Source organism: Streptomyces sp. BA2, from assembly GCF_009769735.1.
GTDB lineage: Bacteria > Actinomycetota > Actinomycetes > Streptomycetales > Streptomycetaceae > Streptomyces.
Map to the genome: position 1 here is coordinate 4,913,964 of NZ_WSRO01000002.1, position 14,921 is coordinate 4,928,884.

At 71.3% G+C, this 14,921-nt stretch carries 12 protein-coding genes and 1 pseudogene; 10 read left to right on the forward strand and 3 right to left on the reverse strand.

Going from position 1 to position 14,921, the window contains the following annotated elements:
* Positions 1-17: 17 nt before the first annotated feature.
* Positions 18-527 (reverse strand): Lrp/AsnC family transcriptional regulator, encoded by a 510-nt coding sequence (locus tag E5671_RS24870; protein WP_160510393.1) that lies wholly within the window; start codon positions 525-527, stop codon positions 18-20.
* A 205-nt stretch (positions 528-732) separates the two neighbouring features.
* Here E5671_RS24870 and pdhA point away from each other — a divergent pair, with 205 nt between their 5' ends.
* From pdhA to E5671_RS24915, 9 genes and pseudogenes are all read left to right on the forward strand, one after another.
* The gene (gene pdhA, locus E5671_RS24875; RefSeq protein ID WP_160506153.1) at positions 733-1,905 is read left to right on the forward strand and encodes a pyruvate dehydrogenase (acetyl-transferring) E1 component subunit alpha; all 1,173 of its coding nucleotides are present in this window, start codon (positions 733-735) and stop codon (positions 1,903-1,905) included.
* Positions 1,902-2,930 carry an alpha-ketoacid dehydrogenase subunit beta gene (locus E5671_RS24880; protein ID WP_160506154.1) on the forward strand — a complete coding sequence of 343 codons (1,029 nt, stop codon included), beginning with the start codon at positions 1,902-1,904 and terminating at the stop codon, positions 2,928-2,930. Before pdhA ends, E5671_RS24880 begins: the two co-directional genes overlap by 4 nt.
* A complete protein-coding gene (locus tag E5671_RS24885; protein ID WP_160506155.1) occupies positions 2,912-4,420 on the forward strand; it encodes a dihydrolipoamide acetyltransferase family protein in 1,509 nt (502 codons plus the stop codon). Before E5671_RS24880 ends, E5671_RS24885 begins: the two co-directional genes overlap by 19 nt.
* A gap of 94 nt (positions 4,421-4,514) precedes the next feature.
* Positions 4,515-5,486, forward strand: a pseudogene (locus E5671_RS24890) (NTP transferase domain-containing protein); the annotation flags it as partial.
* Between the two features lie 254 nt (positions 5,487-5,740).
* The gene (locus E5671_RS24895) at positions 5,741-7,318 is read left to right on the forward strand and encodes a molybdopterin molybdotransferase MoeA (RefSeq protein ID WP_202121248.1); all 1,578 of its coding nucleotides are present in this window, start codon (positions 5,741-5,743) and stop codon (positions 7,316-7,318) included.
* Positions 7,306-8,427 carry a potassium channel family protein gene (locus E5671_RS24900; protein WP_336605834.1) on the forward strand — a complete coding sequence of 374 codons (1,122 nt, stop codon included), beginning with the start codon at positions 7,306-7,308 and terminating at the stop codon, positions 8,425-8,427. Before E5671_RS24895 ends, E5671_RS24900 begins: the two co-directional genes overlap by 13 nt.
* 38 nt (positions 8,428-8,465) lie before the next feature.
* Positions 8,466-9,443: an NAD(P)H-quinone oxidoreductase gene (locus E5671_RS24905; RefSeq protein ID WP_160506157.1), complete on the forward strand. Its 978-nt coding sequence runs from the start codon at positions 8,466-8,468 to the stop codon at positions 9,441-9,443.
* Between the two features lie 129 nt (positions 9,444-9,572).
* Entirely contained in the window at positions 9,573-9,986 is a 414-nt protein-coding gene (locus E5671_RS24910) for a hypothetical protein (RefSeq protein ID WP_160506158.1), read from the forward strand.
* 137 nt (positions 9,987-10,123) lie between these two features.
* Complete coding sequence (locus tag E5671_RS24915) at positions 10,124-10,666, forward strand: bacterial proteasome activator family protein (RefSeq protein WP_160506159.1); 543 nt, start codon at positions 10,124-10,126, stop codon at positions 10,664-10,666.
* 106 nt (positions 10,667-10,772) lie between these two features.
* On the opposite strand, the gene E5671_RS24920 is transcribed toward E5671_RS24915, so the two are convergent.
* Positions 10,773-12,416, reverse strand: coding sequence for a protein kinase domain-containing protein (locus E5671_RS24920; protein ID WP_160506160.1), 1,644 nt, complete (start codon positions 12,414-12,416; stop codon positions 10,773-10,775).
* Between the two features lie 295 nt (positions 12,417-12,711).
* On the opposite strand from E5671_RS24920, the gene E5671_RS24925 reads away from it, so the two are divergent.
* A complete protein-coding gene (locus E5671_RS24925; protein ID WP_160506161.1) occupies positions 12,712-14,295 on the forward strand; it encodes a protein kinase domain-containing protein in 1,584 nt (527 codons plus the stop codon).
* 110 nt (positions 14,296-14,405) lie between these two features.
* Here the strand turns inward: E5671_RS24925 and E5671_RS24930 are convergent, their stop codons facing one another.
* Positions 14,406-14,843 carry a pyridoxamine 5'-phosphate oxidase family protein gene (locus E5671_RS24930; protein WP_160506162.1) on the reverse strand — a complete coding sequence of 146 codons (438 nt, stop codon included), beginning with the start codon at positions 14,841-14,843 and terminating at the stop codon, positions 14,406-14,408.
* Positions 14,844-14,921: the final 78 nt, after the last annotated feature.

Genomic DNA, 14,921 nt, shown 5'->3' on the forward strand with positions numbered 1-14,921 from the left:
AGCTCTCCGGCTCCGGATCAGCTCTCCGGGTCCAGGTCGTCCTCCTCGAAGACCAGCAACGTACGCGTGCTGAGCACTTCGGGGATGGACTGCAGCCGGGTGAGGACCAGCTCGCGCAGCGCGCGGTTGTCCGGCGTGTGCACCAGGAGCAGTACGTCGAAGTCGCCGCTGACCAGCGCGATGTGAGAGGCGCCAGGCAGCGTGCGCAGATGCTCGCGGACCGTGCGCCAGGTGTTCTGGACGATCTTGAGCGTGATGTATGCCGACGCGCCCTGGCCCGCCCGCTCGTGGTTGATCCGGGCTCCGAATCCGCGGATCACGCCGTCGTCGATGAGCCGGTTGATGCGCGCGTACGCGTTGGCCCGTGACACATGGACGCGCTCGGCCACGGACCGTATCGACGCGCGACCGTCCGTGTGCAGTATGTGCAGGATGTCGCGGTCGATCGGGTCCAGCGGACGGGGCAGGCCCTCCTGGCGGTCGCCGGACCGGCTTTCGAGACGATCACCGTCGCGCCCGTCGGCCATTCGTTCAGATGCCATGTCCCCCCGCCTCCCTACCATGGACGTACTGCATCCATCCCAGGCTGTGGAGAACCGTTTGTCCACAGCCTGGAGGTGCCTGTAGCCAAAATGTGCCGACGACCGAACAATCGGTAGGTGAGGCGCCTCACATTGCCGCGCCTCCTTTGCCGCTCCCACGAGGAGACCGCTTCCACATGGAGGTGCCGACATGACGGTCATGGAGCAGCGGGGCGTCTACCGGTCCACCCCGCCACCCGCATGGCAGCTCAGGACCGACCCCGCGCCGCTGCTGCCCGATGCGGAGCCCTACCGCGTCCTGGGCACCGAGGCCGCCGGGAAGGCCGACGAGGAGCTCCTGGGCCGTCTGTACGCCCAGCTGGTGCGAGGACGGCGGTACAACACGCAGGCGACGGCCCTGACGAAGCAGGGCAGGCTCGCCGTCTACCCCTCAAGCACAGGCCAGGAGGCCTGCGAGGTGGCTGCCGCGCTCGTCCTGGAGGAGCGGGACTGGCTCTTCCCCAGCTATCGCGACACGCTCGCCGCGGTCGTCCGCGGCCTCGACCCCGTCCACGCGCTGACCCTGCTGCGCGGCGACTGGCACACCGGGTACGACCCGCGCGAGCACCGCATAGCGCCCCTGTGCACCCCTCTCGCGACCCAGCTCCCGCACGCCGTGGGGCTCGCGCACGCCGCACGCCTGAAGGGCGACGACGTGGTCGCGCTCGCCATGGTCGGCGACGGCGGCACCAGCGAGGGCGACTTCCACGAGGCGCTGAACTTCGCGGCCGTCTGGCAGGCGCCCGTCGTCTTCCTGGTGCAGAACAACGGCTTCGCGATCTCCGTGCCGCTCGACAAGCAGACGGCCGCCCCCTCCCTGGCCCACAAGGCCGTCGGGTACGGAATGCCGGGCCGTCTGGTGGACGGCAACGACGCGGCGGCGGTGCACGAGGTGCTGAGCGAAGCGGTCTCCCGCGCCCGCTCGGGCGGCGGCCCCACGCTCGTCGAAGCGGTGACCTATCGCATGGACGCCCACACGAACGCGGATGACGCCACGCGCTACCGCGGGGACGCCGAGGTCGAGGCCTGGCGCGCGCACGACCCGATCCTGCTCCTGGAGCGGGAGTTGACCGAGCGCGGCCTGCTCGACGAGGACCGGATGCGGGCGGCCCGGGACGACGCCGAGGCCATGGCGGCCGACCTGCGCGAACGCATGAATCAAGACCCCGAGCTCGACCCCATGGACCTCTTCAGCCATGTGTACGCCGAGCAGACCACCCAACTGCGCGAGCAGGCGGCCCAGTTGCGGGCCGAGCTGGAGGCATCGGACGAAGACGGCGCGGACGGCGCCGAGAGCGCGCACGGCGAGGAGAACGCGCGATGAGTACGATCGCGGCCGAACGGGCCACCAAGAAGGCAGCCAAACCGGCCACCATGGCGCAGGCGCTCGGGCGCGCGCTGCGTGACTCCCTGGCCGAGGACCCGTCCGTGCACGTCCTCGGAGAGGACGTCGGAGCGCTCGGCGGGGTCTTCCGTGTCACCGACGGGCTCACCAAGGAGTTCGGCGAGGACCGCTGTACGGACACACCGCTCGCCGAGGCGGGCATCCTGGGCACGGCCGTCGGCATGGCGATGTACGGACTTCGGCCCGTCGTCGAGATGCAGTTCGACGCGTTCGCCTACCCCGCCTTCGAGCAGCTCATCTCCCACGTGGCGCGGATGCGGAACCGCACGCGGGGCGCGAGGCCGCTGCCCATCACGGTGCGCGTGCCCTACGGCGGCGGCATCGGCGGTGTCGAGCACCACAGCGACTCCTCCGAGGCGTACTACATGGCGACTCCGGGGCTTCATGTCGTCACGCCCGCCACGGTCGCCGACGCCTATGGCCTGCTGCGGGCCTCCATCGCCTCCGACGACCCGGTCGTCTTCCTCGAGCCCAAGCGCCTCTACTGGTCCAAGGCCGACTGGAACCCGGAAGCGCCGCAGACCGTTGAACCCATAGGCAAAGCAGTGGTGCGGCGCACCGGCCGCAGCGCCACGCTCCTCACGTACGGGCCGTCCGTGCCCGTCTGCCTGGAGGCGGCCGAGGCCGCGGTCGCCGAGGGGTGGGACCTCGAAGTGGTCGACCTGCGCTCCCTCGTGCCCTTCGACGACGAGACGGTGGCCGCCTCCGTGCGGCGGACCGGGCGCGCGGTCGTCGTGCACGAGTCGGGCGGGTTCGGCGGACCCGGCGGGGAGATCGCCGCTCGCGTCACCGAGCGGTGTTTCCACCACCTGGAGGCGCCCGTCCTGCGCGTCGCCGGGTTCGACATTCCCTATCCGCCGCCGATGCTCGAGCGGCATCATCTGCCGGGCGTGGACCGGATCCTGGACGCGGTCGCGCGGTTGCAATGGGAGGCGGACAGCTGATGGCGCCCGGTCTGAATGTGAACAGCCTTGAGTTCAAGCTGCCCGATCTCGGTGAGGGGCTCACGGAGGCGGAGATCACCCGCTGGCTCGTGCAGGTCGGCGATGTCGTCGCAGTCGACCAGCCCGTCGTCGAGGTGGAGACGGCCAAGGCGATGGTGGAGGTGCCCTGCCCGTACGGAGGCGTGGTGACGGCCCGCTTCGGTGAGGAGGGGGCGGAACTGCCGGTGGGCGCGCCGCTGTTGACGGTCGCCGTCGGCGCCCCGGCCGGGGACGCGGGCGCGGCTCCGGCTGCCGCTCCTGCCCAGGCGCCGGAAGAGCCCGCGGAGCGAGCCCTGCAGGCGGCTGCCGCCGAGGATTCCTCCGGCAACGTCCTGGTCGGGTACGGCACGGCCGCGGCTCCCGCGCGGCGCAGGAGGGTGCGATCGGGGGTCACCACGAATTCCGTCACGAAGGCCGCCCCGCGTTCCGTCACGACGACCGCGCCGAAGCCTGCCGCGCCGTCCGTGGCCGCGGGGCCGGACAGCCTTCCGCCGGGCACTCTTCCGCCGGGCACCCTTCCGCGCCCGGACGGTCCGATACCGGTGATCTCACCTCTCGTACGCAAGCTGGCCCGTGAGAACGGCGTGGAGCTGCGGGAGTTGACGGGCACCGGCCCGGACGGGCTGATCATGCGGGCCGATGTCGAGACCGCCATAGCGGCGGAGCGGACCGCCGCGCAGACGGCCTCGGGCACGCCCACGCCGGTGGCAGCGGCGGACGAGGAGACCCGCGTCGCGCCGGCGGGTGCGGAGACCCGCTATCCGCTGACCGGCATCCGGGGCCTCGTCGCGGACAAGATGTCCCGCAGCAGGCGGGAGATACCGGAAGCCACTTGCTGGGTCGACGCAGACGCGACCGAACTGCTCGCAGCCCGCGCCGCGATGAATGCCGCCGTGAAGGAGGGCGGCGGGCAGAAGAAGGTCTCGCTGCTCGCGCTGTTCGCCCGCATCAGTGTGGCCGCGCTGGCCCGCTACCCGATGCTCAACTCCACCGTGGACATGGAGGCACGCGAGGTGGTCCGGCTCGCCGACGTCCACCTCGGCTTCGCCGCGCAGACGGACCGAGGTCTGGTCGTCCCCGTGGTCCGGAACGCGAACACGCGCACCACCGAATCGATCAGCACCGAGCTGATCCGGCTCACGGAGTCGGCGCGGGACGGGAAGCTGACCCCGGGGGAACTCACGGGCGGCACGTTCACGTTGAACAACTACGGGGTGTTCGGGGTCGACGGCTCCACGCCGATCATCAACCACCCCGAGGCGGCCATGCTCGGCGTGGGCCGGATCGTGCCCAAGCCATGGGTGCACCAAGGGGAGTTGGCGGTGCGGCACGTCGTGCAGCTCTCGCTCACCTTCGACCACCGGGTGTGCGACGGAGGCACGGCGGGCGGGTTCCTGCGGTTCGTGGCGGACTGCGTGGAGCAGCCGGCGGTGCTGCTGCGGGCGGTGTGAGGAGGCCCGGGGCAGCGGAGTGAGTCCTGATGCGGTGATGTGAGTCCCCGTACAGAGGGGTGGCATTGATCCTTCGTACGCCCATACTCGGGGGATGACCGCGCAGAGGGCTCCGGGCGACGCCGAATCCGCCGCCTCGGAAGCCGCCCCGACCGACGTCCCGCACGCTTCCCCGTACCTCTCCCCGCACCTCTCCCCGTACGACGCCGTAGTGCTCGCGGGCGGCGGTGCCAGGCGGCTCGGCGGTGCGGACAAGCCGGGCCTGCGGGTGGGCGGCCGTGCGCTGCTGGACCGGGTGCTCGGCGCGTGTTCCGGCGCGGGCACGACCGTGGTCGTGGCCGCCCCCCGCCCGACCGCACGCCCCGTGGTGTGGGCGCGCGAGGAACCCGCGGGGGCGGGGCCGCTCGCCGCGCTCGACGCGGGGCTGCGGCGTACCGGAGCGGAGCAGGTGATGGTGCTCTCCGCCGATCTGCCGTTCCTGGAGGAGCGAACCGTGGGCGGCCTCCTCACCGCGCTGCGGGAGAGCGGCGCGGACGGTGCGCTGCTGCGAGATGCCGACGGCCGGGACCAGCCGCTGGTCGCGGCCTATCGCAGTGCCTCGCTGAAGCGTGAGATCGCGGAGCTCGCCGCCGAGCACGATGGTCTGACGGGGCTTCCGCTGCGATCGCTCACGGCGCGGCTCGAACTCACCCGGGTCACCGACGCCGTAGCGTCCTTCGACTGCGACACCTGGGACGACATCGCGGCCGCCAGGGCGCGGATCAGGGAGCATGGGCACGTGTTGGATGAATGGATTTCCGCAGTCAAGGACGAACTGGGCATCGAGCTCGACGTCGACACCGGCTTGCTGCTCGACCTCGCCCGCGACGCCGCACACGGCGTGGCAAGGCCTGCGGCTCCGCTGACCACCTTCCTGGTGGGGTACGCGGCGGCGCGGGCCGCGCAGGGCGGCGGCCCCGAAGCGGTGGCCGACGCCGCCCGCAAGGCAGCGGCGCTGGCCACGCGGTGGGCGGAGGAGAGCCAAGCCGACGCGGGGCCAGGCGCGGCCCCGGGCACCGCCCCTGACGGGACGTCGACCGCCAGCGGGAATCCGGGCGCCACCTCCAGCGGGAAGCCAGCCGCCACCCCCAGCGGGAAGCCATCCGCCCCCTCCAGCGGGACGCCGACCGCCACCTCCAGCGGGAAGCCATCCGCCCCCTCCAGCGAGAAGCCGACCGCCGCGCCCAGCGGGAAGCCCGGCGCCGCGCCCGCCCCGAAACCACCGCAAGCCCGCCCCGGCCCGGGGCAGGACGCCAGGGACGACATGCGGCCGGATGCCGGATGAGTGGGCAGCCCGCGCCGGACGCCGAGCTCGACGAGGCTCTCGCCCTGGTGAACGACGATCATGGCCGCAGGACCGGCAGGCGCCCCGACGCCGAGCCCGTCGGCGGCGACCTTCGGAGCGCGCCGGACGCCTCGGACGCCTCAGGCGACGCGGGCGACGCGGGGCACGGCACCGCCCCCCGGCCCTCGCGCGCGCCCGTCCCCACGCCCACCGCATCCGCCGCGACCCCCGGCAAGCAAGGGGCGACACCGCAGAACGGCGGCGACTCCGGTGGCCCCGAGAACCAAGCCCCCGGCAGCCGGCCCGAGCGCCGCGACATCACCCCCTGGCCCGCCGCCCGCACCACCGCCCGCAGTGCCCCGCGGCCCGCGCCTTCCACCTCCGTGCCCGCCGCCGTCCCTCTGGGGCAAGCGCTCGGTCTCGTGCTCGCCGCGCCCCTCGTCGCACTCACCGACCTGCCCTCCTTCGACACCTCGGCGATGGACGGCTGGGTCGTCGCAGGCCCCGGCCCCTGGGAAGTTCAGGCCGACGGGATCCTCGCCGGGCACGGGCGGCCGGAGCCGCTCTCCGACGGGGAAGCCGTGCGCATCGCGACTGGGGCGCGGGTCCCCCAGGAGGCCACCGCCGTCATCCGCAGCGAGCACGGCCTCACCGACGACAAGGGGCGGCTGCACCCCCGTCGAGACGTCACACACGGGCAGGACATCCGGCCGCGCGGCCAGGAGTGCCGCTCCGGTGACCAACTCCTGCCGCCCGGCTCCCTGGTGACCCCGGCGGTGCTGGGTCTCGCGGCAGCCGCCGGGTACGACGAACTGTCCGTGGTCCCCCGGCCCAGTGCCGAAGTGCTGATCCTGGGCGATGAGTTGCTGACCGAGGGGCTCCCCCACGAGGGCCTCATCCGTGACGCGCTCGGGCCCATGCTGCCGCCCTGGCTGCGGTCGCTCGGCGCGGACGTCATCGCCGTACGCAGGCTCGGTGACGATGCCGAGGCGCTCCACCAGGCCCTCACCACCTCCGCCGCAGACCTCATCGTCACCACCGGCGGCACCGCGTCAGGACCGGTCGACCACGTCCACCCCATCCTGCGCCGCATCGGCGCCGAGCTCCTCGTGGACGGCGTCGCGGTGCGCCCCGGGCACCCCATGCTGCTCGCCCGCATCCGCCCCGACCAGCACCTCGTCGGCCTGCCCGGCAATCCGCTGGCCGCGGTCTCCGGCCTGCTGACCCTGGCCGAACCCCTGCTGCGTACGCTCTCGGGGCGCCCCGCCCCGTCGGCGTACACCGCTGTTCTGCGCGAGGACGTGCACGGGCACCCGCACGACACCCGTCTCGTCCCCGTGACTCTTCGCGACGACCACGCCGTGCCCCTGCGCTACAACGGTCCGGCGATGCTGCGCGGGATCGCCGTGGCCGACGGGCTCGCGGTCGTCCCGCCGGGCGGCGGGCGACGGGGCCAGGAGCTGGAGGTCCTCGACCTCCCCTGGGCCTTGTCGGAAACCGGCACGGAAACCGGCACGGGAGCCGGCGCGGGAGCCGGAATGGCGGCGGGCACGGCCGGGGAGTGTTTCACGTGAAACTTCCCGGCCACGACGCCATCGCCCGCAACCCCGACGAACACCTCGTCACCCACCGGATCAAACTGCCGCGCCAAATCGTCGAGCGGCCCCTGCGGCAGGTCGCCAAGCGACTCCTCATGGCGCTCGCGGTGCTCGCCCTGACGACCTTCATCGTCTGGATCGACCGCGACGGCTATCACGACAACTCGGACGAGGCGCTCGACTTCCTCGACGCCGCCTACTACTCCACCGTCACGCTCTCGACCACCGGTTACGGCGACATCGTCCCGTACAGCGACAGTGCGCGGCTCTGCAACATTCTCCTGATCACGCCGCTGCGCGTGCTCTTCCTGATCATCCTGGTCGGCACCACTCTCGAAGTGCTCACGGAACGTACGCGCGAGGAATGGCGTCTGAACCGCTGGAGGTCCAACTTGCGTGAACACACCGTCGTCGTCGGCTTCGGCACCAAGGGTCGCTCGGCGATCCAGACCGTCTGCGCCACCGGTCTGAAGCCCGAGCAGATCGTGGTGGTCGACCCGAGCGCGAAGGTCGTCGAGGCTGCCACCGCGGAGGGGTACGCGGGCGTCATCGGTGACGCGACGCGCAGCGATGTGCTCCTCCGTGCCGAGGTTCAGCGCGCCCGGCAGATCATCATCGCGACCCAGCGCGACGACACCGCCGTCCTGGTCACGCTGACCGCCCGGCAGATGAACCGCGGGGCGAAGATCGTGGCCGCGGTGCGCGAGGAGGAGAACGCGCCGCTGCTGCGCCAGTCCGGGGCGGACGCGGTGATCACCAGCGCCAGCGCGGCGGGACGGCTGCTCGGCCTCTCCGTGCTCAGCCCCAGCGCGGGCATGGTCATGGAGGACCTGATCCAGCAGGGCAGCGGGCTCGATCTCGTCGAGCGGCCGGTGATAAAGGCCGAGGTGGGTCTCGGGGTTCGCGAGACGGACGACCTGGTCGTCAGTGTCGTACGAGGACATCGGGTGCTCGGGTACGACGATCCTGCCGTCGGGAAGCTGCAGTTGATGGACCGTCTGATCACCATCGTGCGGGCGACGACGACCTCACCGATGGCGCCGGACGCCAAGTCGAATCCGCCGCGCGGAGGTCTGCGCACATAGTCGGACGACTGGAATGGGCAGAGAGTAGCCTCGCCCGCATGCATGCGATCACGATCCCCGAAGCCGGTGGACCCGAAGCGCTCGTATGGGCCGAGGTCCCCGATCCCGTACCCGGCGAGGGTGAGGTGCTGGTCGACGTCGTGGCCAGTGCCGTGAACCGCGCCGACCTGCTCCAGCGCCAGGGCTTCTACAACCCGCCACCCGGATCGTCGCCCTATCCGGGGCTCGAATGCGCGGGCCGCGTCACCGACATCGGCCCCGGCGTCTCCGGCTGGAAGATCGGCGACGAGGTGTGCGCGCTGCTCGCCGGCGGCGGCTACGCCGAGCAGGTCGTCGTCCCCGCCGGCCAGTTGCTGCCCGTGCCCGACGGCGTCGACCTCGTCACCGCGGCCGCGCTGCCCGAGGTGACGTCGACGGTCTGGTCCAACGTCTTCATGATTTCCCACCTCAGGCCCGGCGAGACGTTCCTCGTGCACGGCGGCTCCAGCGGTATCGGGACCATGGCGATCCAGCTGGCGAAGGCCGTCGGCGCCAGGGTGGCGGTCACGGCGGGCACCAAGGAGAAGCTCGACTTCTGCGGGGAGCTCGGCGCGGACATCCTCATCAACTACCGCGAGCAGGACTTCGTCGAGGAGATCAAGAAGGCCACGGACGGCGCGGGCGCGGACGTCATCCTCGACAACATGGGCGCCAAGTACCTGGACCGCAACGTGCAGTCCCTCGCGGCCAATGGCCGTCTCGCGATCATCGGTATGCAGGGCGGCGTCAAGGGCGAGCTGAACATCGCCACGCTCCTCGGCAAGCGCGCCGCTGTCACCGCGACCTCCCTGCGGGGCCGCCCCGCCGAGGAGAAGGCGTCGATTGTCGCGGCGGTGCGCGAGCACGTGTGGCCGCTGATCGCCACCGGCCACGTACGGCCGATCGTCGACCAGACGGTGCCGATGAGTGACGCGGCGGCCGCCCATCGCGTCCTGGAGGAGAGCAATCACATCGGGAAGGTGCTGCTCGTCCGCTGATCGCGCCGCGGGGCTCACGATGCCGGATGATCGCGCCGCGGGGCTCAAGATGCCGGACAAGCGGCACCATGTGAAGCTTGTCCGGCATCAGTGATCTCTCCGACCCGGTAGCGGGAGGGAGCCGGCGCGGTGACTCCATGGCTACGCCCCTTGTTGATTCTGACGGTGCTGATCGCCGTCTCCCCTGTCTCCCTCTCGTACGCGGCTGTCTCCCTCTCGTACGCGGCCGACCCCACTCCCGGTGAGACCCGCGCCGGGAGCGCCCCCGGCGAAGGCCGTGCCAGGCCCGGCCGGGACGAGCCCGCGCCGCCGGACGCGACGTCCACGCCGCCCCGCAGGCCACCGCGGCAGGTCCCCCCACCCGTCTCCACCCCGGCCCCCGCCGTGCAGCCCCTCGGCCAGGCCACCACCGCGTCCGACACCACCCGGCGGACGGCCGCCGAACCCGTCCTGCCCGGCCTTCGCGTCCTGCCGCTCGGCAGCGGCCTGGTCCTCATCGGCCTCGGTCTCGGGTTCTTCGCCGTGCGGCTGCGCCGCGGCTGACACGGACGGGCGGCTGACACGGACGGATGGCATACACAGACGGACGGCAGACACGTCCGGCCCCTTCGTACACGGTGGATCAGCGGCAAATGGGGGCACCACCGATGTGTGATGTACGGGTGCGAGAGAATGGCGGCATGGAGATGCCGAGGAACGAAAGGTCGCCCGAGAGCCCCCAGGTCCTGGTCGTGGGCCAGGACGGAATGGCACTCGGCGGCGGCGGAGACGACGAATCCCGCGAGGTCCCGGTGACGGACATGGTCGAGCAGCCGGCGAAGGTCATGCGCATCGGCAGCATGATCAAGCAGTTGCTCGAGGAGGTGCGGGCGGCACCTCTCGACGAGGCGAGCCGGGTGCGGCTCAAGGAGATCCACGCCAGTTCGGTCAAGGAGCTCGAGGACGGTCTCGCCCCCGAGCTCGTAGAGGAACTGGAGCGCCTCTCCCTCCCCTTCACCGACGACGGAGTACCCAGCGACGCCGAACTGCGCATCGCGCAGGCCCAGCTGGTGGGCTGGCTCGAAGGGCTCTTCCACGGGATCCAGACGGCCCTCTTCGCGCAGCAGATGGCGGCGCGGGCGCAGCTCGAATCGATGCGGCGCGCGTTGCCGCCCGGTGTGGGCGGCGGCGAGGAGGAAGGGGACGGCGGCATCGCGGGACGGACCGGAGGGCCTTACCTCTAGGCGGTAGCCGGTCAGGACGACGCGAAGGGCCCGGTCACGAGGTGACCGGGCCCTTCAAAACGCTTACCGCGGCTACGGCTACGGCTACGGCTGCGGCCGCAGCCGGTCAGGCCGGGTTGCCCGTGGAGATGGTGAACTCGATGTCCACGTCGTCCGGGTCGACGTCGGAGCCTTCCTTGGGGGACTGCATCATGACGGTGTCCTCCCCGTAGGTGTTCTCGTCCACCGTGCGCTTGTCGAACTGCCAGCCCGCCGCCTGCAGGCACTTCTGCACGGAGCGCCAGTCCCTGAACGTGAAGTCAGGGACCTTGATCTTGTCCTCGTCGTTGTACGCCGTGTCGGGCTCGGTGCACTCTTCGGTCTCGATCGTCTTCGACCGGTCCGGGCCCCGGTGCCCCGCCACGGGCGCGTTCGACTCCTTCTCTTCCTTGCCGCCCTTGTCGTCGTCCCCGCCGCTCAGCGACACCGCCGCGATCACACCGCCGATGGCGAGCAGCGCGACGACGATCGAGCCGACGACCACCGGCATGTTCCGCTTGCCGCCGCCGCCCGAGCCCGATCCGCCGCTCTGCACAGACGTCTGCGAGGGCTGCGGCGAGAGCGTGTAAGGGGGCGGGGTCTGCGAGGCCTGGGGGGCGTACGCGTTCGTGGGCGCGGGGGTCTGGTAGCCGCTCTGCTGCGGGTAGCCGTAGCCCGGGGTCACGGGGCCGGGGGCCGGCGTGGGCGGACCGTAAGGACCCGGCTGGTACGGCGTCTGGACGTTGCCGCTCTGCGGCATGGAGGAGTCGACCGGCGGGAAGACAGCGGCGCCGACGCCCGCGCCGCTCGCGGTCTGAGCGCCCGGCACGATGCTCGGCGCGGACGCCTGGAAGGACTGGGCGACGCGCAGGCACTCGTCGCGCATCGCCTCGGCGGTCGGGAAGCGCTCGTTCGGGTTCTTCTTCAGCGCGCGGGCGACGATCGCGTCGACGGCGGGCGGCAGCGAGCGGTTGATCGAGGACGGAGCGACCGGCTCCTCCTGGACGTGCGCGTACGCGATGGCCAGCGGCGAGTCCGCCTCGAAGGGCAGTCGGCCGGTGGTCAGCTGGAACAGCATGATGCCGACGGAGTAGAGGTCGGACCGGGCGTCCACGCCGCGGCCGAGCGCCTGCTCCGGGGAGAGGTACTGGGGGGTGCCGACGACCATGCCGGTCTGCGTCATGGAGGTGACGCCGGACTGCATGGCGCGGGCGATGCCGAAGTCCATGACCTTGACGACGTTGCGCTTCGTCATCATCACGTTGCCGGGCTTGATGTCGCGGTGGACCAGGCCCATCTCGTGGCTGATCTCGAGAGCGGCGAGCACATCGGCGGTGATCTTCAGCGCCTGGTCGGTCGGCATCGCGCCGAACTGGGTGACGGACGCGTCGAGCACGGAGCCGAGCGGCTTGCCCTCGACGTACTCCATGACGATGTACGGCATCGTCGCGCCGTCGAGTTCGTCCTCGCCCGTGTCGAAGACCGAGACGATGTTCGTGTGCGTGAGCTTGGCCACCGACTGGGCCTCGCGGCGGAAGCGCTCGCGGAAGGACTGCTCGCGGCCGAGCTCGCTGTGAAGCGTCTTGATAGCGACTTGACGGTCGAGTACGGAGTCGTACGCCAGGTGAACGGAGGCCATGCCGCCCTCACCGAGAAGATCGCGCAGCTGGTACCGGCCACCGGCCAGCGAGCGCCCCGCGTACCGTCCCTGTGCGCCGTCCTGGCTGCTCATGTCGTGCGTCCCCCATCGGCGCGGTGTGCCGGACGGCTCCGCGATCGGTGATCGATTCCCGCTATTCCTGGCCAAGTCTGCCCGAGGGCACCGACACGTCAAGCTCGATGCCCGTTCCGTGACCGTACGCGCAAGAAGCGTCTCGGAAGCGTTACAAGTTTGCGTGTGAGGGCACCCGGCGGGTTTGATGTCCGGTCCACCTCGAACCGCCGCGCCGCGCGAAGGCTGTAGCGTGGCCCGGCGGGGTTCCCCCGGTACCACCGAGCACCACGACCAGAAACGACGGCGAGGACTGATGGCACAGACGCAGCGCGCTCAGGGCCCGTCCGACCCCGAGGCGAGTGGCGGCGGTATGTCAGACGCGCCGGAGTTGTGGGGTAACGGCGGTCTTGTAGGGGATGGCCGGTATCGGCTCACCCGCAGACTCGGCCGAGGCGGCATGGCGGAGGTGTTCGCGGCCGAGGACGTACGTCTCGGTCGTACGGTCGCCGTCAAACTGCTCCGCTCCGACCTCGCTGAGGACCCGGTGTCCAAGGCCCGCTTCACACGCGAGGCCCAGTCGGTGGCGGGGCTCAACCACCACGCGGTGGTGGCGGTCTACGACTCCGGCGAGGACGTCGTAGGGCCGAGCGTCGTCCCCTACATCGTCATGGAGATCGTCGAGGGCCGGACGATCCGTGAGCTGCTCCTGAACGCGGAGGCGCCGGGCCCCGAGCAGGCCCTGATCATCGTCTCCGGAGTGCTCGAGGCGCTCGCGTACTCGCACCAGCACGGCATCGTGCACCGCGACATCAAGCCCGCGAACGTGATCATCACCAACACCGGCGCGGTCAAGGTGATGGACTTCGGCATCGCCCGTGCGCTGCACGGCGCCCAGTCGACGATGACCCAGACCGGCATGGTCATGGGCACGCCCCAGTACCTCTCCCCCGAGCAGGCGCTCGGCAAGGCCGTCGACCACCGTTCCGACCTGTACGCGACCGGTTGTCTGCTCTACGAACTCCTCGCCCTACGGCCCCCGTTCACCGGTGAGACGCCGCTCTCCGTCGTCTACCAGCACGTCCAGGACATCCCGGTCCCGCCGTCCGAGACCTCGGACGTGGCGCCGCCGGAGCTGGACGGCCTGGTGATGCGCTCGCTCGCCAAGGACCCGGACGACCGGTTCCAGACCGCCGAGGAGATGCGCGGTCTCGTCCAGTACGGGCTGCAGATGCTGCACGAGCAGGGCAGCCACACCGGGACCTGGAACACCGGGCCCGTCGACATCGCGGGCATGCACGAGGGCGGCAACACCCCGGCGATGGGCGTCGCGGGCACCACCGCGATGCAGCACCCGGGCGACTCCGGCACCGCGCAGATCCCCGGCGCCATGCTGCGTCCTCCGGGCGGCGACGACGGTGGCTTCGAGGGCGGTCACCGCGACGGGAACGGCCGGGGCGGCCGGGGCAAGATGTGGATCTTCGCCGTGCTCGCGGTCATCGCGATCGCCGTGGGTGTCGCGTACGCGCTGACGGCGGGCGACGGCAAGCAGAAGGAAAAGGAAAGCCCGACGAAGGCGCCGACGAAGCAGTCGGAGACGAAGAAGCCGAGCAAGAGTCCCGAGGAGGACACCTCCGAGGACGAGACGCTGCCCGGCGACGGCTCGGGCGGTCAGGGCAGCTACTCGCCGGAGCAGCCGAACACGACCGGCCCGACCGCGCCCACGACGCCGACCCCGAGCGAGCCGACGGACGACCCGACGGAGCCGACGGGCGAGCCCACCGAGCCGACGGACGACCCGACTACGCCGACCGACGACCCCACCCCCACCGATGGTGGTGACGAATCGCCGGTTACCGGCGGCACGGAGGGCGAGGCCAACGGCGGCGCCGAAGGCTGAGCCGAGGCGTACAGGCCCGTGGGTACGGGCCCTTGAACGAAACGCACGCGCGCGTGGAGTCCCGAAAGGGCGCCACGCGCGCGTGCGTATGTGTATGCGGTGTACGTGCTCTAGAAGGTGCGCTGAAGCTGTCGCTGCCGGCCGCCGTAGAGGGTGTGCACCGTGGCCAGCTGCGGCTCTATGCGCATGTAGACCGGGTCGTAGAGCTCGCCGTCCACGTAGTGCGGGCCCGGGCCGAAGAGTTCCAGTTCGGCGGTGGTCGGCTCGATGGCCTCGCACAGGCCGACGAACTGCACGGTCCACTGGCCCGTGCGCGCGGTCTCGGCGCTGAGGTTGTCCGCCCCGTAGGCGACGACACTGCCGATGCAGGCCTCGTGGTAGCCGTATCCCTTGTGCATCCGCAGCAGGATCCTCCCGTCCACTACGACGTGGCGGGCCGCGGCGAGGAAGGGCAGCGCGCGCATGCTGGTCGCGACCCGGCCGTAGTCGGTGCGGCCGAGCAGTTCGAAGGCGAGCCGTTCGTCCTGTAGCTGATCTCCGGAGGGCATGCGTCCACCCTCTGGCACCAGCGGGGGCCGGGGAAGGGGATCCCGCCCCTACGGGATGGGGACGTAAGTCCCGTTTCC